This is a genomic window from Pseudomonas gingeri, from assembly GCF_013386115.1.
Classification (GTDB): Bacteria; Pseudomonadota; Gammaproteobacteria; order Pseudomonadales; family Pseudomonadaceae; genus Aquipseudomonas; species Aquipseudomonas gingeri.
The window spans coordinates 264,117-289,530 of the sequence record NZ_JACAOR010000013.1; the positions used below are offsets into that span (position 1 = coordinate 264,117).

Here is a 25,414-nt window from a genome sequence, read left to right on the forward strand (position 1 = left end):
CGTCACAGTGTCGGAGAGTCGCGGCAGAATCTGTCCAGCCTGTTAAAATGCCCGCCCTTTTTCGTAACAGACCACTTACTTCGCCATGTCCCGACTCAACCCCCGGCAGCAAGAAGCCGTGAACTACGTCGGCGGCCCTCTTTTGGTGCTCGCCGGTGCCGGCTCCGGCAAGACCAGCGTGATCACCCGCAAGATCGCCCACCTGATCCAGAACTGCGGCATCCGCGCCCAGTACATCGTCGCCATGACCTTCACCAACAAGGCGGCGCGGGAAATGAAGGAACGCGTCGGCACCCTGCTCAAGGGTGGCGAAGGCCGTGGCCTGACGGTCTCGACCTTCCACAACCTGGGGTTGAACATCATCCGCAAGGAACACGTGCGGCTGGGCTACAAGCCGGGCTTCTCGATTTTCGACGAGACCGACGTCAAGGCCCTGATGACCGACATCATGCAGAAGGAATACTCGGGCGACGACGGCGTCGACGAGATCAAGAACATGATCGGCTCGTGGAAGAACGACCTGATCCTGCCGCCCCAGGCCCTGGAAAACGCGCGCAACCCCAAGGAACAGACCGCCGCCATCGTCTACACCCACTACCAGCGCACGCTCAAGGCGTTCAACGCGGTGGACTTCGACGACCTGATCCTGCTGCCGGTGAAACTGTTCGAGGAACATGCCGACATCCTCGAAAAGTGGCAGAACAAGGTCCGCTACCTGCTGGTGGACGAATACCAGGACACCAACGCCAGCCAGTACCTGCTGGTGAAAATGCTGATCGGCACGCGCAACCAGTTCACCGTGGTTGGCGACGACGACCAGTCGATCTACGCCTGGCGCGGCGCGCGTCCGGAAAACCTGATGCTGCTCAAGGACGACTACCCGTCCCTGAAAGTGGTGATGCTCGAGCAGAACTACCGCTCCACCAGCCGTATCCTGCGCTGCGCCAACGTGCTGATCTCGAACAATCCCCACGAGTTCGAAAAACAGCTCTGGAGCGAGATGGGCCACGGCGACGAGATCCGCGTGATCCGCTGCCGCAACGAGGACGCCGAGGCCGAGCGCGTGGCCATGGAAATCCTCAGCCTGCACCTGCGCACCGACCGTCCCTACAGCGATTTCGCCATCCTCTATCGCGGCAACTACCAGGCCAAGCTGATCGAGTTGAAGCTGCAGCACCACCAGATCCCCTATCGCCTGTCCGGCGGCAACAGCTTTTTCGGACGCCAGGAAGTGAAGGACCTGATGGCCTACTTCCGCCTGATCGTGAACCCGGATGACGACAACGCCTTCCTGCGGGTGATCAACGTGCCCCGCCGGGAAATCGGCTCGACCACCCTGGAAAAGCTCGGCAACTATGCCACCGAGCGCAAGATCTCGATGTACGCCGCCACCGACGAGATCGGCCTCGGCGAACACCTGGACAGCCGCTTCACCGACCGCCTGGCGCGGTTCAAGCGCTTCATGGATCGCGTGCGTGAACAGTGCGCCGGCGAAGACCCGATTTCCGCCCTGCGCAGCATGGTCATGGACATCGACTACGAGAACTGGCTGCGCACCAACAGCTCCAGCGACAAGGCCGCCGACTACCGGATGAGCAACGTCTGGTTCCTGATCGAGGCGCTGAAGAACACTCTGGAGAAAGACGAAGACGGCGACATGACCGTCGAGGACGCCATCGGCAAGCTGGTCCTGCGTGACATGCTCGAACGCCAGCAGGAAGAGGAAGAAGGCGCCGAAGGCGTGCAGATGATGACCCTGCATGCGTCCAAGGGGCTGGAGTTCCCCTATGTGTTCATCATGGGCATGGAGGAGGAGATCCTTCCCCACCGCTCCAGCATCGAGGCCGACACCATCGAGGAAGAACGGCGCCTGGCCTATGTCGGGATTACCCGCGCGCGCCAGACCCTGGCCTTCACCTTCGCCGCCAAGCGCAAGCAGTATGGCGAGGTCATCGATTGCGCGCCGAGCCGTTTCCTCGATGAACTGCCTCCCGACGACCTGGCCTGGGAAGGCAACGATGACACCCCGACCGAAGTGAAAGCCGTTCGCGGCAACTCCGCGTTGGCGGATATACGCGCCATGTTAAAGCGCTAGAATTGGATTCCCCTTTATTTGTGGGAGCGGGCTTGTGTGGGAGCGGGCTTGCCCGCGAAGCTTTTCAGTAGCCTCACTGGCCCCTTCATGGGCAAGCCCGCTCCTACCCAAACCCGCTCCTGCAGGAGCAATATTTTCAGCGTAAACGCGCTATTCGAGGACGTTCCGTGGAAGCACTGCATAAGAAAATTCGCGAAGAAGGCATCGTGCTTTCCGATCAGGTCCTGAAGGTCGACGCCTTCCTGAACCACCAGATCGACCCGCAGTTGATGAAACTGATCGGTGACGAATTCGCCACGCTGTTCGCCGATTCGGGCATCACCAAGATCGTCACCATCGAAGCCTCGGGCATCGCCCCGGCGATCATGACCGGCTTGAACCTCGGCGTACCGGTGATTTTCGCCCGCAAGCACCAGTCCCTGACCCTGACGGAGAACCTGCTGTCGGCAACCGTCTACTCCTTCACCAAGCAGGTGGAAAGCACCGTGGCGATCTCCCCGCGCCACCTGACCAGCAGCGACCGCGTGCTGATCATCGATGACTTCCTGGCCAACGGCAAAGCGTCCCAGGCGCTGATCTCGATCATCAAGCAGGCCGGCGCGACCGTGGCGGGCCTGGGCATCGTGATCGAGAAGTCGTTCCAGGGCGGCCGTGCCGAGCTGGACGCCCAGGGCTATCGCGTCGAGTCCCTGGCCCGGGTCAAGTCCCTGGCCGGCGGCGTCGTGACCTTCATCGAGTAACCCGTCCCGCGACAGGCCGGTCCCCGCCGGCCTCAGAAACCCATCGCGTTCGAATCCCGTAGCGAACTGGACAGCTTGAACAGTTCGCTGTCGGTCTTGATCCCCAGCTTGCGGTAGGCCGACTGTTTCTGGGTGCTGATGGTATTGGCGCTGCGCGAGAACTTCTCGGCAATCCCGTTCACCGACATGCCATCGAGAAAACAGCGCAGCACTTCCCGCTCCCGGGGCGAGAGGATGTCATGGGCACACGCGGGCACCTGCTCGCTGGCGCTCGCCGCCTCGTACACCTCCTTCTCCGACACCGTGGCGACCTCCCTGGCCATGATCGGGTGCAGGTAGATCTTGCCCCGGGCCACGGTGCGGATCGCCGCCGCCAGCCCGTCCAGGCGCTGGGTCTTGCCAAAGAAGCCCCAGCTTCCGGCCCGTAGCGCCAGCGACACGGTCGCCGGGGTGTAGTGGGCCGAAAGCACCAGTGGCCGGCAATCGGGATAACGCACCCGCAGCGCACGGATCAGGTTGATCCCGTCGATCTCCGTCGGGCCGAGCATGAAGTCGATCACGAGGATATCCGGCTGCCTGATGGCCAGGGCGGCGAGCAGTTCCCTGCCCGTGGAAAAGGAACCGACAACCTCAAGGTCAGGCTCTTTCGACAACCACAGGGACGTACCCACCCTTATCAGTTCGTGATCGTCCAGCAGCATGACTGTGTAGGAACCAGGGACTGCGCTAGTCATCTTTATTTAGACCTCCCGAGAAAAAACCGAGCCAGCAGATAAGGGCCGCGACGAATACCTACAGAACTTTCAGGCTTATAGCACCCAGCGCCGAGAGCACAAACGGAAAGCCCTTCGAGAAATCACGAAACTGCAGGGTTTCGAGTTATCTCGATGTTCCAGCGACCCCGGCTACGCGAGAGTAGCGGCCTCGTCCGACAGGCTATCACCCTCCACCCGGAGGGCTGTCGGAAGGGAAATCAACTGAAACCATTCAAGGTAATCCGATGAAAATCTCCCAAGTCTCTGCCGCCGTCTCCCTCGCCCTGGCCGCACTCATCGCCCTGCCGGCTTCCGCCGCCAATGACGGCGTCATCAACTTCAATGGCCTGGTGACCGACGTGACCTGCACCATCGAAGGCGAAGCGCCAGGCGGTGGCAGCGTGGTCAAGAACGTCGACCTCGGCGGCGTGTCCGCGGCCCGCCTGACGAACGCCGGCGATCGCGCCAACCTCACCGGCTTCTCGATTCGCGTGGGTGCGCCGGGTGAAACCGCCTGCACCAACGGTCGTACCGCAATGGTCGCGTTCGACCCGACCAGCCCGGCCATCGATGTCGCCACCGGTCGCCTGAACATCGACACCACCGGCGACGCCGCCAGCAACGTGCAGGTCGAGGTCACCCAGCGCGACGGTACGCCGATCCACGTCTACACCGAGAAATCCGAAGGCGTGGTCATCGCCGACAACCAGGCGGTCATTCCCCTGGCCGCCCAGTACTACGCCACCGGTGCCGCGGGTGAAGGCCAGGTCGCCACCCGGGTCGGCTTCATGATCGAGTACGCCGAGTAAGCGTCATCCAACGGACCCGCGCCCTGTCGCGGGTCCAGCCTTCAACACGAGAGCTTCGCCAATGAACAACCTGGTTCGTTCGGGCATGGTCGCCTGTGCCCTTCTGACGGCATCGCTGCACGCTACTTCCTCGCTTGCCGCCGTGGTCATCCATGGTGCGCGCGTGATCTATCCCGCCGAGCAACAGGAAGTCGTGGTCCGGCTGGAGAACAAGGGCGAACGCCCCGCCCTGGTCCAGCTCTGGCTCGACGATGGCGACAAACGCGCGACGCCCGCTACCGCGCAGGCGCCCTTCACCGCCATGCCGCCGATCCTGCGCATCGAACCGAAAAAGCAGCAGGCCCCGCGCCTGCGCTATACCGGTGGCCCGCTACCCGCGGACCGCGAAAGCCTGTTCTGGCTGAATGTGCTGGAAGTGCAGCCGACCACCGTCGGTACTGCCGACAGGAACCTGCTGGAACTGTCGTTTCGTTCCCGGCTGCGAGTGTTCTACCGGCCGGAAGGCCTGCCCTATCCGAAAACCAGCGCGGCGCCGAAGCTGAGCTGGAAACTCGTGCGCCATGAAGGTGGCCACGCGCTGGAAGTCCTCAACCCGACGCCTTATCACGTCTCCCTGGGCTCGGTGGAACTGGTGGGCAAGGGCCGCGACGAGCGTTACCCGAAGGCACCGAACAAGGAGGTCAACGACAGCCTGTTGCTGCCGTCCGGCGACATCAAGCGCTTCCCGCTGCCCAACCTGCGAACCCCGCCCAGCGGCGCCCTGAAGGTCGAATTCAGTGCGATCAGCGACTTCGGCGCGCGCGTCAGCCACAGCGCCGACATCACCTCTTGAACCGGACCGACCAGTGCTCATGAACACACTCCCGCGCAGCGCCGCGACCGCACGCCTCGTCATCCTGCTTGCCCTCGCAATCCTGATGCTGAGCACCAGCTTCATGGCCCGGGCCAGCGTCATCATCACCGGCACCCGGGTGGTATACCCGGCGAACCAGAAGGAAGTGACCATCCGGTTCGAGAACAAGAACCAGAAACCGGCCCTGGTGCAGGTCTGGCTGGACACCGGCGACGAAGAGGTGGCGCCGGAACAGGCCCGGGTGCCCTTCCTCGCCACGCCCCCGATCTTCCGCATGGAACCGGGCAAGCAACAGGTCGTGCGCCTGGCCTATACCGGCGAATCGCTGCCCAAGGACAAGGAGAGCCTGTTCTGGCTGAACATGCTGGAGGTACCGCCCAAGGCCCAGGACTCGGAAGGGAGCAACCAGCTGCAACTCGCCTTCCGCACGCGCATCAAGGTGTTTTTCCGGCCGCGGGACCTTCCCTACCCGCCCGCGCAAGCCGTGGAAAAACTGCGCTGGACACTGGTGTCCGGCGACCAGGGACCCGCCCTGGAAGTGCATAACCCTACGCCCTACCACCTGAACTTCGATTCGGTGGAACTGGTCGCGGCGGGCCAACGCCATGCCAAGCCGGTCGGCCAGACAGGCGCCGGGAACATGGTCAACCCGAATGCCAGCAACCGCTTCGTCCTGCCGAGCCTGAAGTCGGCCCCCGCCGCTGGCGCCCTGGTCGAGTTCCAGACCATCGACGACTACGGCGCCCGGCATTCGCACAAGGTCCAGGTCACGCCATGACCGGCTGATATCAGCGCCTGGCGCGCCTGGAACGCCAGCCAGTAAAGGAACTCCCGCCCCGTCCGCGAACAAGAACGCGCGACGGTCGGGCCCGGCTTGCCCGAATCCGGCAATACACAAGGTTTGGAATGTTTGCGATGAGATCGAAGACCCAGTCTGTACCCGGCGGATTGCGCACCCCGCGCAACCGTCTGGCCCATGTCATTCACAGCCTCCTGCTGCTGGCAGCCGGCAATGCCCTGGCCGCGGACGAGGTCGAGCGGGTGGAGTTCAACCCGGCGTTCTTCCCCGGTGGCGGCGGACAGATCGACATCTCGCGCTTCAACGAAGGCAACGTGGTCCTGCCGGGCCAGTACCGCGCGGACGTCTCCGTCAACGGCAACTGGATCGGCCGGGAAGAACTGACCTTCGCCGCCGTCGAGGGCCGCAACAATGCCCAGCTCTGCCTGGAACGCCCCCTGCTGACGCGGCTCGGGGTCGATCTCGATGGCATAGCGCAGAAGGCCGCCGAAGTCGGTGAACCCGTGCCGCCGGCGCTGCCGCCGCTGTCGACCTGTGGCGATATCGGCACCTACATCCCCGGCGCCAGCGTCAGTTTCGATGCCGGTGAAGGACGGCTGGACCTGCAGGTGCCACAGCTCTACCTGTCACGCACGGCACGCGGCTACGTCAGCCCGGAGCATTGGGATCCGGGGGTGAACGCGGCGTTCGTGCGCTACAACGCCAACGGTTTCATGAACAACAACAAGGGCCGCTCATCGTTCTCCAACTACCTGGGGCTGCACACCGGTCTCAACCTCAACGGCTGGCACCTGCGACACAACGGCGCCTACAGCAGCAACGAAGCCAGCAGCAGCTACCAGAGCAGCGCCACCTATCTGCAACGGGAACTGCCCGGGCTGCAATCGCAACTCATGGCCGGCGAGATCTACACCACCGGCGAGCTGTTCGACAGCATCCGCCTGCGCGGCATGACCCTGTCCACCGACGATCGCATGCTGCCCGACTCACTGACCGGCTACGCGCCCATCGTCCGTGGCGTGGCCGAGACCAACGCCCGGGTCAGCGTGCGCCAGCGCGGCATACTGCTGGACGAAGTCACCGTGCCGCCGGGCCCATTCGTGCTCAACGACCTGTTCCCCACCGGTTACGGCGGCGACCTGGAGGTCACCGTCACCGAGGCCGATGGCCGGCAACGGCAGTTCATCGTACCGTTCGCCTCCAACGTCAACCTGATCCGGCCGGGCTACAGCCGCTACTCGCTGAGCCTCGGTGAAATGGACGAGCTCGGTGTCGACAGCAAGCCCTGGCTGAGCCAGGGCACCTTCCAATACGGTCTCAACAACCTGGTCACCGGCTATGTCGGCGCCTTGGCGTCGGAAGGCTATCACTCGCAACTGCTGGGGGCGGCGTTCAATACGCCGGTGGGGGCGATCTCCCTCGACCTGACCACCTCCCAGTCTGAACTGCCGGGGTTTGCCAATCGTCGCGGCCAGAGCCTGCAGGCCCGCTACAACAAGAACTTCGCCGATACCGGGACCAACTTCGCCCTGGGTGCCTTTCGCTATTCCACCGACGGTTTCCTCAGTGCCCGCGACACCGCGCAACTGCGGGATATCGCCCGCCGGGGCGGGGACCTGGAAAAAGTCAGCCGGGTGCGCGAACGCCTGGATGTCAGCCTCAACCAGAGCCTGGACCAGGGATCGGTATTCCTCACCGGCTCGTCGCAGAACTACTGGAACCGCAAGGGCGGCAGCCTGAGCTTCACCGCCGGCTACAGCAGTTCCTGGCAACGCATGAACTACACCATCAGCGCCCAGCGCAGCCGCGACCTGCTGACCGAGCGCAGCAGCAACCAGATCGACCTCACCATCAGCCTGCCGCTGGGCTACTCGAACCGCGCACCGAACCTGTGGAGCAACCTCACCCGCGGCGACCGGCAAAGCAGTGTCCAGGCCGGCCTGGGCGGCACCTGGGGCGAACGCAGCGAGGTCAACTACGGGGTTTCGGCCAGCCACGCCGGCAATGGCGTCGGCAACAGCTTCAACGCTGACCTGCAATACCGCAGCCGCTATGCCGTGGCTTCCACCAGCCACAGCCAGGGCAACGGCTACCACTCGCAATCGCTGGGGTTGTCCGGCGGGCTGGTCGCCCATGCCGACGGCTTGACCCTGAGCCCGGAACTGGGCGACACCATCGGCCTGGTCCACGCACCCGGCGCCAAGGGGGCCTGGGTCGGCAGCAACAACGATGCCCAGGTGGACGGCAAGGGGTACGCCGTGGTGCCGCACCTCACCCCGTACCGCCAGAACGTGGTCGAACTGGACCCACGCGACATGTCCCACGACGTGGAGCTCAAGTCCGCCTCGCACAACGTCGCCCCCCGGGCCGGTTCCGTGGTGGTGATGAAGTACGAGACCAGCAGCGGGCGGGCCGTGATCATCAATGCCAGTCGGGAAGATGGCAGCCCGCTGCCGTTCGGTGCCGATGTGTTCGATGAAAGCGAGGCCAACGTGGGCGTGGTCGGGCAGAACAGCATGGCGTTTGTCCGGCTGCCAGACGATAGCGGCCAGTTGACGGTCAAGTGGGGCCCGAGCAGCGCGGACAGCTGCCGGATCGCCTACGACCTGGGCACGCTCGCCGACTCGGAGGACTTACGTCAAATGGAGGGGGAATGCCGGACCGACAGTAGCGATACGTCCCGCTCGACCCCGCCTGATACTCCTGCAGATGAGGCTTGATCATGGTCGCGAATACCTGCCCCGCAAACGCTTCGGTCGACAGACTCCAGACCTTGCTTCAGGCGAGACCACACATGAAACGTCCCCTCCAGGCAGCGTGTGCGTTGCTGGTCCTCCTGCTGCCCGTGGCAGCCCAGGCCGCGTGCAACTATTACCCGAGCAACCCCCGCAACGGCGTGACGTTTCCAGCGACCATCAGCGTGCCGTCAACTCTGCCCGTGGGGGCCGTGATCGCCAGGGCTCCCTTCGGTGGTCCCTACCCCAGCGGCATCAGCACTTGCAGCCCGCCGATCATGCAGCAAACGGTCGGGCGGTACACCACCGCCGACTGGGTGGCGCTTCCCGGGCTGACGAATGTCTATCGAACCAATGTTCCAGGGATCGGCATGCGGGCCCATGCAACGCTCAGGGGAGGAGTCTTGTATCCCATGCCTCTCCACAGCAGTTCGATTGCACTGGGCTACACAGCCTACGAACACACGATGTTGACCATGGAGGCGCAGTTCTACAAGATCGGGAACGTATCGAACGGCACGGTCCCCAGCGGCAACCTCATGGTCAACAGCTGGGATGGACGCACCATCCACACGGTTCTCCTGAACAACGCGGTCAGCTTCGTCGCGCCCACCGCCACCTGCGACCTGGCCACCAGCGATGTCAATCGCACCATCACGCTCGACCCCGTGCAGATCGCCAACTTCACCGGCATCTCCACCGGCGTCAAGCACTTCGACCTGACCGCCACCTGCAGCAACGCCTCGAACGTCACCTTCAGGTTCACCGGCACTCCGGCGCCCACCAACCCCGCGCTCTTCGCCAACACAGGCGGCACGGCCGGCGGCGTTGCGTTATGGCTGCATACCCCGAACCAGACGGTCAGCCACAACAGCACCCGGACCGTGGCGGTATCCGCCAACCGGGCCGTGCTGCGAATGGGCGCGGAGTATCACAAGACCACCGGCGCCCTGACCAAGGGCACGCTGGTCAGCACCGTCACCGTCAACATTTCCTACAACTGAGCAAGCCCGTGGTCGGCGGCGTCTTTCACCAGCCGCCACGAACCGATCGACTTCCCAACCCATGAGGACCCCGACAATGAAAGCACCTCTTTTCGCACTCTCCTTGTGCATCGCCGCGACAACGATCAGCGCCACCGCCCAGGCGGTCCAGACCGGCAGCCTGACCATCCGCGGGACTATCCAGGGCGGGACCTGCCACCTGGCCACCAGTGACGTCAGCCGCACGATCAATCTGCCCAATGTCAAAGTCAGTGACTTCGATAGCTCCGAGTGGGCCGGATTGCATGAGTTCAACCTGACCGCCAACTGCGACTCGGATATCAGGAATGTCACCTTCACCTTTGACGGAAAGCCGGCTCCCACCGCGCCCACACGCTTCGCCAACGACGGCAACGCCGCCGGCATTGCCACCGTGATCCAGTCGCGCATCGGCGGGTCCGTCTACAACTTCCCGGCCAACGGCAACGCCACCGCTCGCTCGCGAACCATTGCGGCCACCGCTGGCCGCGCGGTACTGCCGATGGGCGCGCACTACATCAGGATCGGCACCGTTTCCAAGGGTTCGTTGCTGACTATGGCCTCCGTGACCATTACCTACAACTGACGCCCCGAATCCTATGTGGAAGCAGCCCCCAGCCGGCCCGCCAGAACGGACAACACCCCATGAAAACGTACCTGATACCCCTGGTGCTGACGGTTACGGCCATCGCCCAAGCCTCGGCCACCGAGGTCCTGAATCCGGGAAACCTGCAGATCAAAGGCACTGTCGAGGGTGGCACCTGCAGCCTGGTTGCCGATGACATCGAGCAGCCCATACGCCTGCCATCGGTCAAGGTCGGTGACTTCGCCAATACGGACTCGGCGGGTCACAAGCCCTTCGAGCTGAGTGCCCGCTGCGAGTCGGATATCAACAGCGTCACCTTCACCTTCCATGGCACCCCGGCACCCTCGGACGGTGCCCGGTTCGCCAACACCGGCGACGCCAAGGGCCTGGGGTTGTGGCTGTACTCGCGCCTGGGGGGCGTGCAACAGACCATTCGCGCCGACGGTCGCGAGAATGTCCGCACCCTGACGCCGAATGCCGGCCTGGCCGTGCTGCCGCTGGGGGCGGCCTACTGGAAATCCGGGACGGTAAGCGAAGGCACGCTGGAGAGCCTGGCGACTGTGGAAATCACCTACAACTGAGGCAAACAGGTTCACGCAGGCCGCGTGCGCCGGGCCCGGGAACCATCGGTATCAATAACCGGGGGAGGCAAATGAACAAACCCTACAAGGTAATATCCGCGGTGGCGCTGCTCGGGTTCATGTCCGGGCAGGCGTTCGCCGCGTGCACGTCTTCTGTCTATCATCCGGGCGGCTATTCCGGTGATATCGGCACGGTCACGGTGACAGATCTCAATGCATCGGTCGGCAGCCCGCTCACCGGCTGGCGGGACTTTCCGAGCGTGACCCACGGCACCAAGCGCGTCAGTTGGTACTGCGATAGCCGCACCGATGTGAAATTCAGTGCCCAGGGGGCTGCCGGCGCGGTATCGACCTATAACGACGGATCTCGATCCTATAGCGTCTACCCCACGGGGATGCCGGGCATCGGCATTGTCTTCAGGACCAACGGTGACACCCAGGTGGGAGCGCACAACATCGTCACCGGTATCCTGAGCAACAACACCCAGCGAACGTACAGCCAGACCAATCTGTCGGCGAGCAACAAGACCTACGCCTATGAAATAAACTACCGGCTGATCAAGACCGGTCCCATCTCCTCCGGCAGCATCGTGCCCCGCGTGATTGCCAGGACGTGGTGGGAACCGGTGCCCTCGCATTTCAACCCGCGGGAATACAATATCCTGCTGGGCAGGGGCACCATCGTCGCTCCGGTTCCCACCTGCGACCTGGCGACGGGCGACGTCAATCGCACGGTGACGCTGGACACCATCCGGCTCTCGAACTTCACCGGCACCTGGCTGGCCAAGAAAACCTTCGAGATCAGCGCCAACTGCCGCAATGCCTCCAACGTGACCTTCAGATTCACCGGTACACCGGCAACCGGCAATGCCGCGCTGTTCAGGAACACCGGCGACGCCGCCGGTGTCGGCCTGTGGCTGTACTCGCGGATCGGCGGCGTCGAATCGACCCTGAGCCACAACGGCTCACGGACCGTGACGGTATCGAGCGATCGGGCAGTGCTGCCGTTGGGCGCGGCGTATCACAAGACCACCGGCACGGTCACCAGAGGCACGCTGGTCAGCACCGTGACCGTCAACATCAGTTACAACTGAGGCAGATGACAGGCCGCGACAGCATGCCGTCTAGTCGGTTGTGGCCTGCAGTCCCGCCAGCAGCAGGCGCTGGTAGAGTTCCTCGCGCAGTCCTTGCGGTTGGGTCAGGCCCATGCGTTGCAGGTGCTCGGGGAATACCGACGGCTCGGGTGCGTCCAGCGTCGCCTTGCCCAGCTCGAAGACTTCGCTCAGCTTGAACTTGCTCTTGAGCCAGTTCAGCGCCCGCAGCAGGTCACGCTCCTCGGCGCTGAAATTGCTGCCCAGCGGATACTCCGGAAACAGCTGCGGGTGCCGTGCCCGGATCGCCTGCAGGCGCTCCGGACGGTTATCGGCAAAACGCGGATCGAGGCGGAAGTCCTTCGGCAGCTTGCCGACCTTCTGCGCCTGCTCGATCAGGCCGGCCTGGAACCGCGAGTCGCTGATATTGAGCAATGCCTCGATCACCGTCGCATCGTTCTTGCCGCGCAGGTCGGCAATCCCGTACTCGGTCACGACGATGTCGCGCAGGTGCCGGGGAATGGTGCAATGGCCGTATTCCCAGACGATATTGGAACTGACCTCGCCCGCGGATTCACGCCAGCTGCGCAGGATCAGCACCGAGCGCGCATCTTCCAGGGCATGTCCCTGGGCCACGAAGTTGTACTGCCCGCCCACTCCGCTGAGCACCCGTCCGTCTTCCAGCTGGTCGGCAACGCCGGCCCCGAGCAGTGTCATGGTGAAGGCGCTGTTGATAAAGCGCGCATCCAGCCGTTGCAGGCGCTTGAGTTCCTCCTGGCCATACAGCTCGTTGATATAGCTGATGGAGGTCATGTTGAACTCGGCGAGCCGCTCCTTCGGCAACTCCCGCAAGCGCTGGTAAAAGCTCTGCGGCCCGAGAAAGAAGCCACCGTGCACGGCGATGCCGCCGACCGCCGTCGTCTCGTCGAGCAGCCCGGCATTGGCCTGGCGCTGCTGGGCGATATCGGCATAGACCTTGCGCCGCACGATCCCCGCATCGGCCAGTACCAGCAGGCCGTTGACGAACATCTCGCTGCAGCCGTAGAGCCCCCGGGCAAACGGCTCGGTACCGCCCTGCCGGTCGATCAGCGACTTCCATGGCAGCACGTCGATATCGGCCAGCAGCGCCCGATAGCCTTCGTTATCCGCGTGGCGCGCCAGCAGCGCCGCCGTCAGCGCATCGCCCATGGAGCCGATGCCGATCTGCAGGGTCCCGCCATCGCGCACCAGGGTACTGGCATGCAGGCCGATAAAGTGATCCTGGGTGTCCACGGGCATGTTCGGCGTGGAAAACAGGGTGCTTTGCTCCTGCTCGTCGATCAGCAGGTCGAAGGCGTCACGGTCGATTTCAGAGTCGCCCGGCATGTAGGGCAGGTCGCCATGGACCTGGCCCAGCAGGAGGATGGTTTCACCGGCGGCACGGCGCCTGGCGATCATCGGCAACAGATCAAGAGTGATGTCCGGGTTGCAGCTCAGGCTCAGCCGGTCCGGCTGCCGCGGATCGGCGGCGACCAGCTGGGCCACCAGGTTCAGGCCGCTGGCATTGATATCCCGGGCCGCGTGGCTGTAGTTGCTGCTGACGTAGTCCTGCTGCGCCGCCGCGCTGTTGAGCAGGCTACCGGGCTGCATGAAGAACTGCTCGACATGGATGTTCGACGGCAACGCGTCACGATGCAGGTCGGCGAGGAAATCCAGTTCCGGGTAATCACCGAACACCCGCGCCACGAAGGGCTCGAGAAAGCGCCGTTGCAAACCATCGCCAAGGGCTGGACGGCCCAGGCTCAGGGCCGTGTAGATCGTCAGCCGGCGCTCCGGCAACCGGCTGACACGCCGGTACAGGGCATTGACGAAACGATTGGGTTTGCCCAACCCCAGGGGCATGCCCATGTGGATATGCACCGGCAACCGCGCCAGCACCTCGTCGACCGCTTGCTCGATAGAACAGTCCTGCACCATTCGATCCTCCCCACCTTTCCCTGAATTGAGGTTGGACCGAGCTTGCCCGCTCTTTGCTGCAAATGACAGCCACAAGATGTAAACGCCAGACATGAAAAAGCCGCTCGAAAGCGGCTTTTTCAGCGCGGGACCCGCGTTATTTCAGGCCGGACATCTTGCCGATGGCGCCTTTGAGCTCGTCATCGGAGCAATCGGCGCAGGTGCCTTTTGGCGGCATCGCGTTGATCCCGGTGATGGCCTTGGCCAGCAGCCCATCCAGGCCGCCCTGTTCCTTGGCACGCTTGCCCCAGTCGGCCGCGTCGCCGATTTTCGGCGCGCCCAGCAGACCGCTGCCATGGCAGGCATTACAGTGCTTGGCAATCACCTCGTCGGGCGTCTTCGCCCCGCCACCGCCACCGGCCGAGGCTGCAACTTCCATCCCCTTGCATTCCTGGCCCTGTACACAGACCTGGCCGACCGGCTCCAGGCGTTTGGCAATATCGTCGTTCGTCGCAGCTTGAGCGCTGACAGCCCATAGGGCCAACACGGTTGCTGGTACGGCCAGCATTTTCATAATTGGATTCACGCGTACACCCTCAATGGTGGCTAATCACACCCCGAACCACGGTTTCGCAGGCGGGCGTGAGTATAGCGGTAAGACCGCCACTGCGAAACAACCCCTTGAGTTACAGGGGTATTACCCCAGTCGCGTATCCGTACGGCCGGGCGCCTTGAAATCCGTGACCTGGCGCCTCTGGTTCTCAGAAATTCGCGGGTGTCGCTGCGCTGATTAGTCGCGCCGGTGTATCGAACGGATTACGAAAGCGGTGCGGCTTGGTACTTTCGAAATAGTAGCTGTCGCCCGCTTCGAGCACGAAGGTTTCCAGGCCGACCACCAGTTCCAGCCGCCCTTCGACCAGAATGCCGGTTTCCTCACCTTCGTGAGTCAGCATTTCCTCGCCGGTATCGGCGCCTGGCGGATAGATTTCGTTGAGAAACGCGATGGCGCGACTCGGATGGGCCCGCCCGACCAGCTTCATGGTCACGGCGCCATCGGAGATATCGATCAGTTCGTTGGCTTTGTAGACGATCTGCGTCGGTTTTTCCTGGAGAATCTCTTCGGAAAAAAACTCGACCATCGACATGGGAATGCCGCCAAGCACCTTTCTCAGTGAGCTGATCGAGGGACTGACGCTGTTTTTCTCGATCATTGAAATGGTGCTATTGGTGACGCCCGCACGCTTGGCGAGTTCACGTTGAGACAGACCTTTCAGTTTGCGGATGGATTGCAGTCGTTCACCGACGTCCAATGCGGCAGCCTCCCAGGGATTCAGGCAATTGTTGTAATTGAGCGATATCATGGCATAGCGTTCAGTATTTACAACACTTTGGCCCGAATCCACTTCGGCAGAACTTTCCGTGAGGCGCTGCGCCAGGCGCTAGCTCCCGGTGTAGAGCCTCGGGACCCGACGCAGGTTGCAGAAGATCTGGTACGGGATGGTCTCGGCGCAGGCGGCCACCTCGCTGGCGAGGATGTTCCGGCCCCACAATTCCACGGTCGAACCGAGCCCGGCCTGGGGCACGTCCGTCAGATCGACACACAGCATGTCCATCGATACCCGTCCCAGCAGCTGGCTGCGCTGCCCGGCCACCAGCACCGGCGTGCCGGTCGGCGCATGCCGTGGATAACCGTCGGCGTAGCCCATCGCGACCACACCGACCCGCATCGGCTTGGGCGTGATGAACCGCGCCCCGTAGCCCACCGGCTCGCCAGCCGGCAGTTCGCGCACGCTGATGATTTTCGACTCCAGGGTCATGACCGGCTGCAAGCGCGCCGCCACCGGATGTTCCTCGCCGAACGGCGTGGAGCCGAACAACAGGATCCCCGGACGTACCCAGTCGCTGGGAATGCTCGGCCAGCCCAGCACCGCCGGGGAATTGCGCAGGCTGACTTCTGCCGACAGGCCCTGGCGCGCCGCCTCGAATACGGCGACCTGCTCGTCGCTGCGCTGGCAGCCCAGTTCATCGGCGCGGGCGAAGTGGCTCATCAGCACGATCTTCGCCACCTTGCCACTGGCCAGCAGGCGCTGGTAGGCCGCCTGGTAGTCCGCCGGGTGCAGGCCGACACGGTGCATGCCCGAGTCCAGCTTCAGCCAGACGGTGATCGGCGCACCGACCGCCGTCCGCTCGATGGCCTCCAGTTGCCACAGCGAATGCACCACGCACCAGAAATCGTGCTCGACGATCAACGCCAGCTCGTCGGCTTCGAAAAAGCCTTCCAGCAGCAGGATCGGCGCGCGGATGCCCGCGGCGCGCAACTCCAGCGCTTCCTCGATGCAGGCCACGGCAAAACCGTCGGCCTCGGCTTCCAGGGCCTGGGCGCACCGCACCGCACCATGGCCATAGGCATCGGCCTTGATCACGGCGAGAGCCTTGGCCCCCGATATTTCACGGGCCAGCTGGTAGTTGTGGCGCAAGGCCTGGAGGTCGATCAGGGCACGGGCAGGACGCATGGCGGCAGACTTCTGGACGGTCGGTTGGGAATAAAAAACCGGCACGACAAGCGGTGTTGCCACACGCCGTGCCGGGAGAGGGATCTTGCGTTAAGGCAGGGCGGCCACGACGGACAGCTCGACCAGGATTTCCGGTTCGCAGAGCTTGGCCTGCACCGTGGCGCGGGCCGGGGCCACGCCCTTGGGCAGCCACTTGTCCCAGACCGAGTTCATCCCGGCGAAATCGGCATCGACGTCTTTCAGGTAGATGGTCACCGACAGCAGCTTGGTCTTGTCGGTGCCCGCCAGGTCCAGCAAACGCTCGATATTGCCCAGGGCTTCACGGGTCTGCGTCTCAATCCCGGCGCTCATGTCGTCGCCGACTTGCCCGGCCAGATACACGGTCCCGTTGTGAACGACGATCTGGCTCATGCGCTCATTGGTGAGCTGGCGCTGGATTGACATGTCTTGCAGTCTCCTGGTGATTGCCATAACGGGAAATATCGAGGCCTTCTGCGCTGATCTGCGGCGTTTTCTTCGCCATCAGGTCGGCCAGCAGGCGACCGGAACCACAGGCCATGGTCCAGCCGAGCGTACCGTGGCCTGTATTCAGGAACAGATTGCGGAACGGCGTGGCGCCCACGATCGGGGTGCCGTCGGGGGTGGTCGGACGCAGGCCGGTCCAGAAACTGGCCGCCTGGAGGTCGCCGCCCTGAGGATAGAGGTCGTTGACGATCATCTCCAGTGTTTCGCGCCGACGTGGGTTCAGCGACAGGTCAAAACCGGCGATTTCCGCCATGCCGCCAACGCGGATACGGTTGTCGAAACGGGTGATCGCGACCTTGTAGGTTTCGTCGAGAATGGTCGAGGTCGGAGCCATTGCCGAATTGGTGATCGGCACGGTCAGCGAGTAACCCTTGAGCGGGTAGACCGGTGCCTTGATCCCCAGCGGCTTGAGCAACTGCGGCGAATAACTGCCCAGGGCCAGGACGTAGCGGTCGGCGGTTTCCAGCTTGCCGTCGATCCACACCCCGTTGATCCGGTCGCCGGCGTAGTCGAGACGCTGGATATCCTGTTCGAAGCGGAATTCCACGCCCAGCTTGGCAGCCATTTCGGCCAGGCGGGTGGTGAAGATCTGGCAGTCGCCGGTCTGGTCGTTCGGCAGGCGCAGGGCACCGGCGAGGATATCGGTGACGCTGGCCAGGGCCGGTTCTACGCGGGCAATGCCGGCGCGGTCGAGCAGTTCGTAGGGCACGCCGGACTCTTTCAGCACCGCGATGTCCTTCGCCGCGCCGTCCAGTTGCGCCTGGGTGCGGAACAGCTGGGTGGTGCCCAGGCTGCGGCCCTCGTAGGCAATGCCGGTTTCGGCGCGCAATTCGTCGAGGCAGTCACGGCTGTACTCGGACAGGCGGACCATGCGTTCCTTGTTCACCGCGTAGCGGCTGGCGGTGCAGTTGCGCAGCATCTGCGCCATCCACAGGTACTGGTCGACATCGGCGGTGGCCTTGATCGCCAGCGGCGCATGGCGTTGCAGCAGCCACTTGATGGCCTTGAGCGGCACGCCAGGCGCGGCCCACGGCGAGGCATAACCCGGCGAGACCTGGCCGGCGTTGGCGAAGCTGGTTTCCATGGCGGCGGCAGGCTGACGGTCGACCACCACCACTTCAAAGCCGGCCCGGGCCAGATAATAAGCGCTGGCGACACCGATGACGCCACTGCCCAATACCAGAACTCGCATGTGTATGTCCCTCAATCGCGGCCAGCTGCCGATGTTTGTTGTTCAGAGCGAAGATGCGCGCAGTGTAAAAAACAATAGCCAGTGCTTTTCACTATATAACCGCCTATATTTGGCGAGAATTCTCGGCAATATGGCTTTTCACGGAGGCGCATCCCCTATGCGAACCAACCACCAGACCAAACGCGAGCTGGACAAGATCGACCGCAACATCCTGCGGATCCTCCAGGCCGACGGGCGCATCTCGTTCACCGAGCTGGGGGAAAAGGTCGGTTTGTCCACCACGCCCTGCACCGAGCGGGTCCGGCGGCTGGAACGCGAGGGGATCATCATGGGCTACAACGCCCGGCTCAACCCGCAGCACCTCAAGGGCAGCCTGCTGGTGTTCGTCGAGATCAGCCTCGACTACAAGTCCGGCGACACCTTCGAGGAATTCCGCCGCGCCGTGTTGAAGCTGCCGCATGTGCTGGAGTGCCACCTGGTCTCGGGTGACTTCGACTACCTGGTCAAGGCACGGATTTCCGAGATGGCGTCCTATCGCAAGCTGCTGGGCGATATCCTGCTCAAGCTGCCTCATGTGAGGGAGTCCAAGAGCTATATCGTGATGGAAGAGGTGAAGGAGAGCCTGAACCTGCCGATTCCGGACTGATCCGCCGAACGATCCATGGGCTCAGACCAGGACCTGGCGGGTGCTGGCGATGTACTCGTGTACCTGCTTCTCGGCACGTGGATGAATCATTTCAACCGGACGCCGGCCATTGGGGCACGGCAGGCTCGGCGTGGTGCCGAACAGGCGGCAGATCAACGGTCGCTCGTCGTACACCGTGCAACCGTTCGGCCCCAGGTGCACACAGTTCAGTTCGTTCAGCGCCGCTTCCTGTTCGGCCGCGGTCTTGCGCGGCAGACGGGCCATTTCCTCCGATGAGGTGGTCACCGGCCCACAGCAGTCGTGACAACCCGGCACGCACTCGAAAGACGGGATCTGCTGCCGGAGAAAGCGGATTTTCTGGCTGTTGCAGCTCATCGAGGCGATTACCGGAGACAGGGATGGGTAAGAATTCTGCCTGAAAAGCCCGACAGCAGACAGCGGTAGCCGCCCCGCGGTTGCCCGCCCGTAAGGGTCCGGCTTATCCTCCGTAAAATTTTCCAAACACAAAAATCAGGATCATGCACATGAACGCCCCTGCCCGGCACACCGCCTCCTACTACGCCGCCAGCAGCCACCCGCAGCCGGAATATCCGCTCCTGCAAGGTGAGGTGCAGGCCGATGTCTGTGTGGTCGGTGGCGGTTTCTCCGGGCTCAATACCGCCATCGAACTGGCCGAGCGCGGCCTGAGCGTGGTCCTGCTGGAGGCGCGCAAGATCGGCTGGGGTGCCAGCGGACGCAACGGCGGGCAACTGATCCGCGGCGTCGGCCATGGGCTTGAGCAGTTCACCGACATCCTCGGCCAGGACGGCGTACGGCAGTTGAAGCTGATGGGGCTGGAGGCCGTGGACATCGTCCGCCGGCGCATCGAGCACTTCCAGATCGACTGCGACCTGACCTGGGGCTACTGCGACCTGGCCAACAAGCCCCGCGACCTCGAAGGTTTCGCCGAGGACGCCGAGGAACTCCGGCAACTGGGCTATCGCCATGCAACCCGCCTGCTGCAAGCCCATGAAATGCACAGCGTGGTCGGCTCCGAGCGTTATGTCGGCGGCCTGGTGGACATGGGCTCCGGTCATCTGCACCCATTGAACCTGGCGTTGGGCGAAGCGGCCGCCGCCACGCAACTGGGGGTGCGGCTGTTCGAGCAGTCGGCGGTGACCCGTATCGATTACGGCCCCGAAGTGCGGGTGCACTGCGCCCAGGGTTCGGTTCGCGCCAAGACCCTGGTCCTCGGCTGCAACGCCTATCTCAACGGGCTCAACAGCGAACTCGGCGGCAAGGTGTTGCCCGCCGGCAGCTATATCATCGCCACCGAGCCCCTGAGCGAAGCCCAGGCCCGCTCGTTGCTGCCGCAGAACATGGCGGTCTGCGATCAACGGGTCGCGCTGGATTACTATCGGCTATCGGCCGACCGTCGCCTGCTGTTCGGGGGTGCCTGCCATTACTCCGGGCGTGATCCGCAAGATATCGCCGCCTATATGCGACCGAAAATGCTTGAGGTGTTCCCGCAACTGGCCGGGGCCAGGATCGATTACCACTGGGGCGGGATGATCGGTATCGGCGCCAACCGGCTGCCACAGATCGGTCGCCTGAAGGAGCAGCCCAACGTGTATTACGCCCAGGCCTATGCCGGACACGGGCTCAACGCCACCCACCTGGCCGGCAAGCTGCTGGCCGAAGCCATCAGCGGCCAGCAGAGCGATGGCTTCGACCTGTTCGCCCGGGTGCCGCATATCACCTTCCCGGGCGGCAAGTACCTGCGTTCTCCGCTGCTGGCCCTGGGCATGCTCTGGCATCGCCTCAAGGAATTGCGTTAAGACCGCCAGAAAGGTTTCAGGCCTTCCGCCCTTGCCTGCTCCCGACTCAGCCCGATATCCCGCAACTCGTCGGGCGTGAGTTCGAGCAGCACCTTGCGGGTACGCAGGCGATGCCAGAGCAGCTCCATCCGACCCAGCGCGGGCGCGCATTGGCGGACGGAAACCGCACCCGCGTGCTCCTGCTCGATCATCAGTTCCTGACTGCGCAAAACCAGACGCACATCGCTCAAACCGTTCATTGCCGCTGCTCCTTTGTTACTCGGTTGCCATGAGCAGAGAGCATGACGATTCGGGGAAAACCATTACAGATTCAATCCTCCTGTATTATTTCCATACAGAATTGACAAAATCGTCACTGAATCCTGTATTTTCCACCTATCTGTACTGGTCAACCGTTTCCCTCCTGAGCGAGCACCCGCCATGACCCTCTACATCAACCTCGCCGAACTGCTGGGAACCCGCATAGAACAAGGCTTCTATCGCCCAGGCGACCGTTTGCCTTCTGTACGGGCATTGAGCGTGGAACATGGGGTCAGCCTGAGCACGGTGCAGCAGGCCTACCGGATGCTGGAGGACAACGGCCTGGCCCTGCCCAAGCCAAAGTCCGGCTATTTCGTGCCGACCAGCCGCGAATTGCCGGCCTTGCCGGTGGTGGGGCGCCCGGCCCAGCGGCCGGTGGAGATCTCCCAGTGGGACCAGGTGCTGGAACTGATCCGTGCGGTACCGCGCAAGGACACCGTACAGTTGGGCCGGGGCATACCGGACGTCGGCAGCCCGACCATGAAACCGCTGCTGCGCAGCCTGGCACAGATCAGCCGGCGCCAGGACCTGCCAGGGCTGGCCTACGACAACATCTACGGCAACCTGGGCCTGCGCGAGCAGATCGCCCGGCTGATGCTCGACTCCGGCTGCCAGCTCGGCCCCCACGACCTGGTGGTCACCACCGGTTGCCATGAAGCACTATCCGCCAGCATCCGCGCCACCTGCGACCATGGCGACATCATCGCGGTGGACTCGCCGAGCTTCCATGGCGCCATGCAGACCCTCAAGGGCCTGGGCATGAAGGCCCTGGAAATCCCCACCGACCCGATCACCGGGATCAGCCTCGACGCCCTCGAACTGGCGCTCGAACAGTGGCCGATCAAGGCCATACAGTTGACCCCCAACTGCAACAATCCGCTGGGCTATATCATGCCGGAGTCGCGCAAACGCGCGCTGTTGCAGCTGGCACAACGTTTCGACGTGGCAATCATCGAGGACGATGTGTATGGCGAGCTGTCCTACACCTACCCGCGTCCACGCACCATCAAGTCCTTCGACGACGATGGCCGGGTCCTGCTCTGCAGTTCGTTTTCCAAGACCCTGGCCCCGGGCCTGCGCATCGGCTGGGTGGCGCCCGGGCGCTACCTGGAACGCGTGCTGCACATGAAGTACATCAGCACCGGCGCCACTGCCCCGCAGCCGCAGCTGGCCATCGCCGACTTCCTGCGCAACGGTCATTTCGAACCGCATTTGCGGCGGATGCGTACGCAATACCAGCGCAATCGCGACTTGATGCTCGACTGGGTCAGCCGCTACTTTCCCGCCGGGACCCGGGCCAGCCGGCCCCAGGGCAGCTTCATGCTGTGGGTCGAGCTGCCGGATGGCTTCGACACCCAGCGGCTCAATCGCGAACTGGTGGACCAGGGCGTCCAGGTCGCCGTGGGCAGCATCTTTTCGGCCTCGGGCAAATACCGCAATTGCCTGCGGATGAACTACGCTGCCAAGCCGACGGCACAGGTCGAGGAAGCCGTGCGCAAGGTCGGCGTGGCGGCGACCCGGCTGCTGGCCGAAAACCCGTGCGGCAGCGATTGACCTTTATCCGCCGGACAGCGTCCATATGCCAATACCTGCCATGACTCAGGGCGACTGCGCTTGAAATCCTGTTTGCTGTTGATCGCCCTGCTCTTGAGCGGATGCGCCTCACTGGAAGTTCCCCGAATCCCCAGCCAGGCCTTGCCGGCAGCGGACTCGGCCTTCGGCCGCGCGCTCCAGGCCCAGGCCGCGGCCTACCAGGGGCGCTCGGGCTTTCGCCTGCTGCCCAATGGCGGCGAGGCCTTCCGGGCCCGGGCCGAACTGATCCGCAACGCCCAGAGCAGCCTCGACCTGCAGTACTACATCGTCCACGACGGCCTGAGCACACGGATGCTGGTGGACGAACTGCTCAAGGCCGCCGACCGCGGCGTGCGCGTGCGAATCCTGCTGGACGACACCACCAGCGACGGCCTCGACGACATCATCGCCACCCTGGCCGCCCACCCGAACATCCAGATCCGCCTGTTCAATCCGCTGGACCTGGGGCGCAGCACCGTGGCCACGCGCACCCTGGGCCGGCTGTTCAACCTGTCCCTGCAACACCGGCGCATGCACAACAAGCTGTGGCTGGCCGACAACAGCGCGGCCATCGTCGGCGGACGCAATCTGGGCGACGAGTATTTCGGCGCGCAACCGGACCTGAACTTCACCGATATCGACATGCTCGGCGTGGGACCGGTGGCCGAACAGCTCGGCCACAGCTTCGACCAGTACTGGAACAGCGCCCTGAGCAAACCCATCGGCGAGTTCCTCTCGCGCCAACCCACCGCTCGCGACCTGGCGGACACCCGCACCCGCCTGGAACAGTCCCTCGACGCCTGGCGCCAGCAGAACCCCGCGCTGTACCAGCGCCTGGCCGATTACCGTTACCGCCCCCGCCTCGACACCTGGCGCCGCGAGTTGATCTGGGCCTGGAACCAGGCCTTGTGGGATGCGCCGAGCAAGGTGCTGGCCAGGAACGAGCCCGATCCGCGCCTGCTGCTGACCACCCAGCTGGCGCCCGAGCTGCAGAATGTCCATACCGAGCTGATGATGATTTCCGCGTACTTCGTGCCCGGCCAACCGGGGCTGGTGTACCTGACAGGACGGGCGGACGCCGGGGTGGCCGTCAGCCTGCTGACCAACTCGCTGGAAGCCACCGACGTGCCGGCGGTGCACGGCGGGTATGCGCCCTACCGCAAGGCGTTGCTGGCACACGGGGTGAAACTCTTCGAACTGCGCCGCCAACCCGGCGACCGTGGCGGCAGTGGCCCGCACCTGTTCCATAGCGGCTCATCCAAGGGCTCGGATTCCAGCCTGCACAGCAAGGCGATGATCTTCGACCGGCAGAAATCCTTTGTCGGCTCGTTCAATTTCGACCCGCGCTCGGTGCTGTGGAACACCGAGGTCGGGGTGCTGGTCGACAGCCCGGAGCTGGCTGAACACGTGCGCACCCTGGCCTTGCAGGGCATGGCTCCGGCCCTGAGCTACGAGCCACGGCTGGAAGCCGGGCAACTGGTCTGGGTCACCGAGGACAACGGCCGGATACATGTCCTGCATCGCGAACCCGGGAGCTGGTGGCGCCGCTTCAATGCCTGGCTCGCCAGCAGCGTCGGGCTGGAGCGCATGCTTTAGGCGGACACGGGCTCCGTCCGGCCAAACGCCCCCTGGCGCAGTACCAGGATCACCAGGCCCAGCGCCCCCGCGGCCATGAACAGCGGCAAGGCATGCCCGCTGATCCACTGGCTGCCCGCCCCTGCGGCCAGCGGCCCGACCAGGCAACCGATGCCCCAGAGCTGGGCCACATGGGCGTTGGCGCGGACCAGCGCGTCGTCACGATAACGCTCGCCGATCAGGATCAACGACAGCGTGAACAAGCCGCCCGCGCTCGCCCCGAACAGCACCCACAGCGGCCAGATCAGCAGGGTGTCGAGCAACAGCGGTACCGCCAGGCTCGACAGCATCAGCGCCACCGCGCAGCCGCTGAACATCGCCCGCCGCGAGATCCGGTCGGCCAAGGCTCCGATCGGTAACTGCAGCAGCGCATCGCCCACCACCACGGTACTGACCATCGCCAGGGCGATATCCGCCGTGAAGCCCTGGCGCAGGCAGTAGACCGGCAGCAGTGTCAGGATCATCGCCTCGAAGGCGGCAAACAACGAGATCGCCCAGGCAATCGCCGGCAGGTTCCGGCAGAACCCCAGCAGGTCCATCAGGGTCACCCGGCTGGATTCCGAGGTCGGAGCCCCGCTACGGCCCAGCAACAGGAACGGCGAAAGCACCAGCAGGCCCACCCCGACCCAGAAACCGTAGTCGCCTTGCGTGCCCACCGCCGCCAGCAGCAACGGCCCGGACAGCTGGCTCAGGGCATAGCTGCTGCCATAGAGCGCCACCAGCCGGCCGCGCCAGCGCTCGACCACCAACTGGTTGATCCAGCTTTCGCCGAGAATGAAGACGATGGTCAGGATCACCCCGATCATCAGGCGCAGCACCAGCCAGACCGGATAACTCGGCAACAGCGCCAGCAGGCCGATGGACAATGCCCCGGCCCACAGACACAGGGCCATCAGCCGCGCCGTACCGAAGTGGGCCGCCAGGCGGCTGGACACACTCGCGCCGACCAGCACGCCAATGGCCGGCATCGCCGCCATGACCCCGATGGCGAACGAACCATAACCCCAGCCTTCCAGCCGCAGCGACACCAGCGGCATGCTCACGCCCAGCGCCAGGCCGACGCTCAGCACAGCGGCCAGGACGGCGAAATAAGTCGCCCAACGCATTTCCACGCTCCTGTGGATAACTCTGTCTGGAGACAACGCAGCCGGACCTCCTTGCGGAAAGTCCGGCTGTGTCTTTTGGATACCGTCGATCGTTCCCATGCTCCGCG

General features: G+C 63.9%; 24 protein-coding genes. 14 read left to right on the forward strand and 10 right to left on the reverse strand.

Going from position 1 to position 25,414, the window contains the following annotated elements:
- Positions 1-85: 85 nt before the first annotated feature.
- Together rep and HX881_RS25335 are read left to right on the forward strand one after the other, a co-directional pair.
- Positions 86-2,095, forward strand: a complete 2,010-nt coding sequence (gene rep, locus HX881_RS25330) for a DNA helicase Rep (protein WP_042935111.1) — start codon at positions 86-88, stop codon at positions 2,093-2,095.
- 167 nt (positions 2,096-2,262) lie between these two features.
- Positions 2,263-2,835, forward strand: a complete 573-nt coding sequence (locus tag HX881_RS25335) for a xanthine phosphoribosyltransferase (RefSeq protein WP_017125512.1) — start codon at positions 2,263-2,265, stop codon at positions 2,833-2,835.
- A gap of 32 nt (positions 2,836-2,867) precedes the next feature.
- Here HX881_RS25335 and HX881_RS25340 read toward each other — a convergent pair whose 3' ends face one another.
- Complete coding sequence (locus HX881_RS25340) at positions 2,868-3,536, reverse strand: response regulator (protein ID WP_017125513.1); 669 nt, start codon at positions 3,534-3,536, stop codon at positions 2,868-2,870.
- A 299-nt stretch (positions 3,537-3,835) separates the two neighbouring features.
- Between HX881_RS25340 and HX881_RS25345 the strand changes: the two genes are divergently transcribed.
- From HX881_RS25345 to HX881_RS32860, 8 genes are all read left to right on the forward strand, one after another.
- Positions 3,836-4,399, forward strand: a complete 564-nt coding sequence (locus HX881_RS25345) for a fimbrial protein (protein ID WP_177087213.1) — start codon at positions 3,836-3,838, stop codon at positions 4,397-4,399.
- Positions 4,400-4,460: 61 nt separating this feature from the next.
- On the forward strand, positions 4,461-5,231 hold the full coding sequence (locus tag HX881_RS25350) for a fimbria/pilus periplasmic chaperone (protein ID WP_177087215.1): 771 nt from the start codon (positions 4,461-4,463) through the stop codon (positions 5,229-5,231).
- A gap of 19 nt (positions 5,232-5,250) precedes the next feature.
- Positions 5,251-6,030, forward strand: coding sequence for a fimbria/pilus periplasmic chaperone (locus HX881_RS25355; protein ID WP_177087217.1), 780 nt, complete (start codon positions 5,251-5,253; stop codon positions 6,028-6,030).
- A gap of 137 nt (positions 6,031-6,167) precedes the next feature.
- Complete coding sequence (locus tag HX881_RS25360; RefSeq protein WP_177087219.1) at positions 6,168-8,771, forward strand: fimbria/pilus outer membrane usher protein; 2,604 nt, start codon at positions 6,168-6,170, stop codon at positions 8,769-8,771.
- Positions 8,772-8,845: 74 nt separating this feature from the next.
- A complete protein-coding gene (locus HX881_RS25365) occupies positions 8,846-9,790 on the forward strand; it encodes a fimbrial protein (protein ID WP_177087221.1) in 945 nt (314 codons plus the stop codon).
- 76 nt (positions 9,791-9,866) lie between these two features.
- Positions 9,867-10,394 (forward strand): fimbrial protein, encoded by a 528-nt coding sequence (locus tag HX881_RS25370; protein WP_177087223.1) that lies wholly within the window; start codon positions 9,867-9,869, stop codon positions 10,392-10,394.
- Positions 10,395-10,453: 59 nt separating this feature from the next.
- Positions 10,454-10,975 (forward strand): fimbrial protein, encoded by a 522-nt coding sequence (locus tag HX881_RS25375; RefSeq protein WP_177087225.1) that lies wholly within the window; start codon positions 10,454-10,456, stop codon positions 10,973-10,975.
- Between the two features lie 71 nt (positions 10,976-11,046).
- Entirely contained in the window at positions 11,047-12,069 is a 1,023-nt protein-coding gene (locus HX881_RS32860; protein ID WP_246356580.1) for a fimbrial protein, read from the forward strand.
- Between the two features lie 30 nt (positions 12,070-12,099).
- Here HX881_RS32860 and HX881_RS25385 read toward each other — a convergent pair whose 3' ends face one another.
- The 6 genes from HX881_RS25385 to dadA all read right to left on the reverse strand — a co-directional run bounded on the left by HX881_RS25385 (position 12,100) and on the right by dadA (position 18,231).
- Positions 12,100-14,022: an acetyl-CoA hydrolase/transferase C-terminal domain-containing protein gene (locus HX881_RS25385; protein ID WP_177087227.1), complete on the reverse strand. Its 1,923-nt coding sequence runs from the start codon at positions 14,020-14,022 to the stop codon at positions 12,100-12,102.
- 136 nt (positions 14,023-14,158) lie between these two features.
- Complete coding sequence (locus tag HX881_RS25390; protein ID WP_305729616.1) at positions 14,159-14,575, reverse strand: c-type cytochrome; 417 nt, start codon at positions 14,573-14,575, stop codon at positions 14,159-14,161.
- 187 nt (positions 14,576-14,762) lie between these two features.
- Complete coding sequence (locus HX881_RS25395; protein WP_042935159.1) at positions 14,763-15,311, reverse strand: cupin domain-containing protein; 549 nt, start codon at positions 15,309-15,311, stop codon at positions 14,763-14,765.
- Positions 15,312-15,440: 129 nt separating this feature from the next.
- Positions 15,441-16,514: an alanine racemase gene (gene alr / locus HX881_RS25400; RefSeq protein ID WP_177087229.1), complete on the reverse strand. Its 1,074-nt coding sequence runs from the start codon at positions 16,512-16,514 to the stop codon at positions 15,441-15,443.
- A gap of 90 nt (positions 16,515-16,604) precedes the next feature.
- Positions 16,605-16,958 (reverse strand): RidA family protein, encoded by a 354-nt coding sequence (locus tag HX881_RS25405; protein ID WP_017125526.1) that lies wholly within the window; start codon positions 16,956-16,958, stop codon positions 16,605-16,607.
- A complete protein-coding gene (gene dadA, locus HX881_RS25410; protein ID WP_103032867.1) occupies positions 16,930-18,231 on the reverse strand; it encodes a D-amino acid dehydrogenase in 1,302 nt (433 codons plus the stop codon). The genes HX881_RS25405 and dadA overlap by 29 nt, the downstream gene beginning before the upstream one ends.
- Before the next feature lie 157 nt (positions 18,232-18,388).
- Here dadA and HX881_RS25415 point away from each other — a divergent pair, with 157 nt between their 5' ends.
- Complete coding sequence (locus HX881_RS25415) at positions 18,389-18,877, forward strand: Lrp/AsnC ligand binding domain-containing protein (protein ID WP_017125528.1); 489 nt, start codon at positions 18,389-18,391, stop codon at positions 18,875-18,877.
- Between the two features lie 21 nt (positions 18,878-18,898).
- Here the strand turns inward: HX881_RS25415 and HX881_RS25420 are convergent, their stop codons facing one another.
- Positions 18,899-19,252: a YkgJ family cysteine cluster protein gene (locus HX881_RS25420; protein WP_177087231.1), complete on the reverse strand. Its 354-nt coding sequence runs from the start codon at positions 19,250-19,252 to the stop codon at positions 18,899-18,901.
- 149 nt (positions 19,253-19,401) lie between these two features.
- Between HX881_RS25420 and HX881_RS25425 the strand changes: the two genes are divergently transcribed.
- Positions 19,402-20,694 carry an NAD(P)/FAD-dependent oxidoreductase gene (locus HX881_RS25425; RefSeq protein WP_177087232.1) on the forward strand — a complete coding sequence of 431 codons (1,293 nt, stop codon included), beginning with the start codon at positions 19,402-19,404 and terminating at the stop codon, positions 20,692-20,694.
- Here the strand turns inward: HX881_RS25425 and HX881_RS25430 are convergent.
- Positions 20,691-20,933, reverse strand: a complete 243-nt coding sequence (locus HX881_RS25430) for a DUF1127 domain-containing protein (RefSeq protein WP_017125531.1) — start codon at positions 20,931-20,933, stop codon at positions 20,691-20,693. The genes HX881_RS25425 and HX881_RS25430 overlap by 4 nt on opposite strands.
- 181 nt (positions 20,934-21,114) lie before the next feature.
- On the opposite strand from HX881_RS25430, the gene HX881_RS25435 reads away from it, so the two are divergent.
- Together HX881_RS25435 and HX881_RS25440 are read left to right on the forward strand one after the other, a co-directional pair.
- Positions 21,115-22,548, forward strand: coding sequence for an aminotransferase-like domain-containing protein (locus HX881_RS25435; RefSeq protein ID WP_017125532.1), 1,434 nt, complete (start codon positions 21,115-21,117; stop codon positions 22,546-22,548).
- 60 nt (positions 22,549-22,608) lie between these two features.
- Positions 22,609-24,162 (forward strand): phospholipase D family protein, encoded by a 1,554-nt coding sequence (locus tag HX881_RS25440; protein WP_244861799.1) that lies wholly within the window; start codon positions 22,609-22,611, stop codon positions 24,160-24,162.
- Here the strand turns inward: HX881_RS25440 and HX881_RS25445 are convergent.
- Complete coding sequence (locus HX881_RS25445; protein WP_177087234.1) at positions 24,159-25,307, reverse strand: MFS transporter; 1,149 nt, start codon at positions 25,305-25,307, stop codon at positions 24,159-24,161. The two genes, HX881_RS25440 and HX881_RS25445, sit on opposite strands and share 4 nt — an antisense overlap.
- Positions 25,308-25,414: the final 107 nt, after the last annotated feature.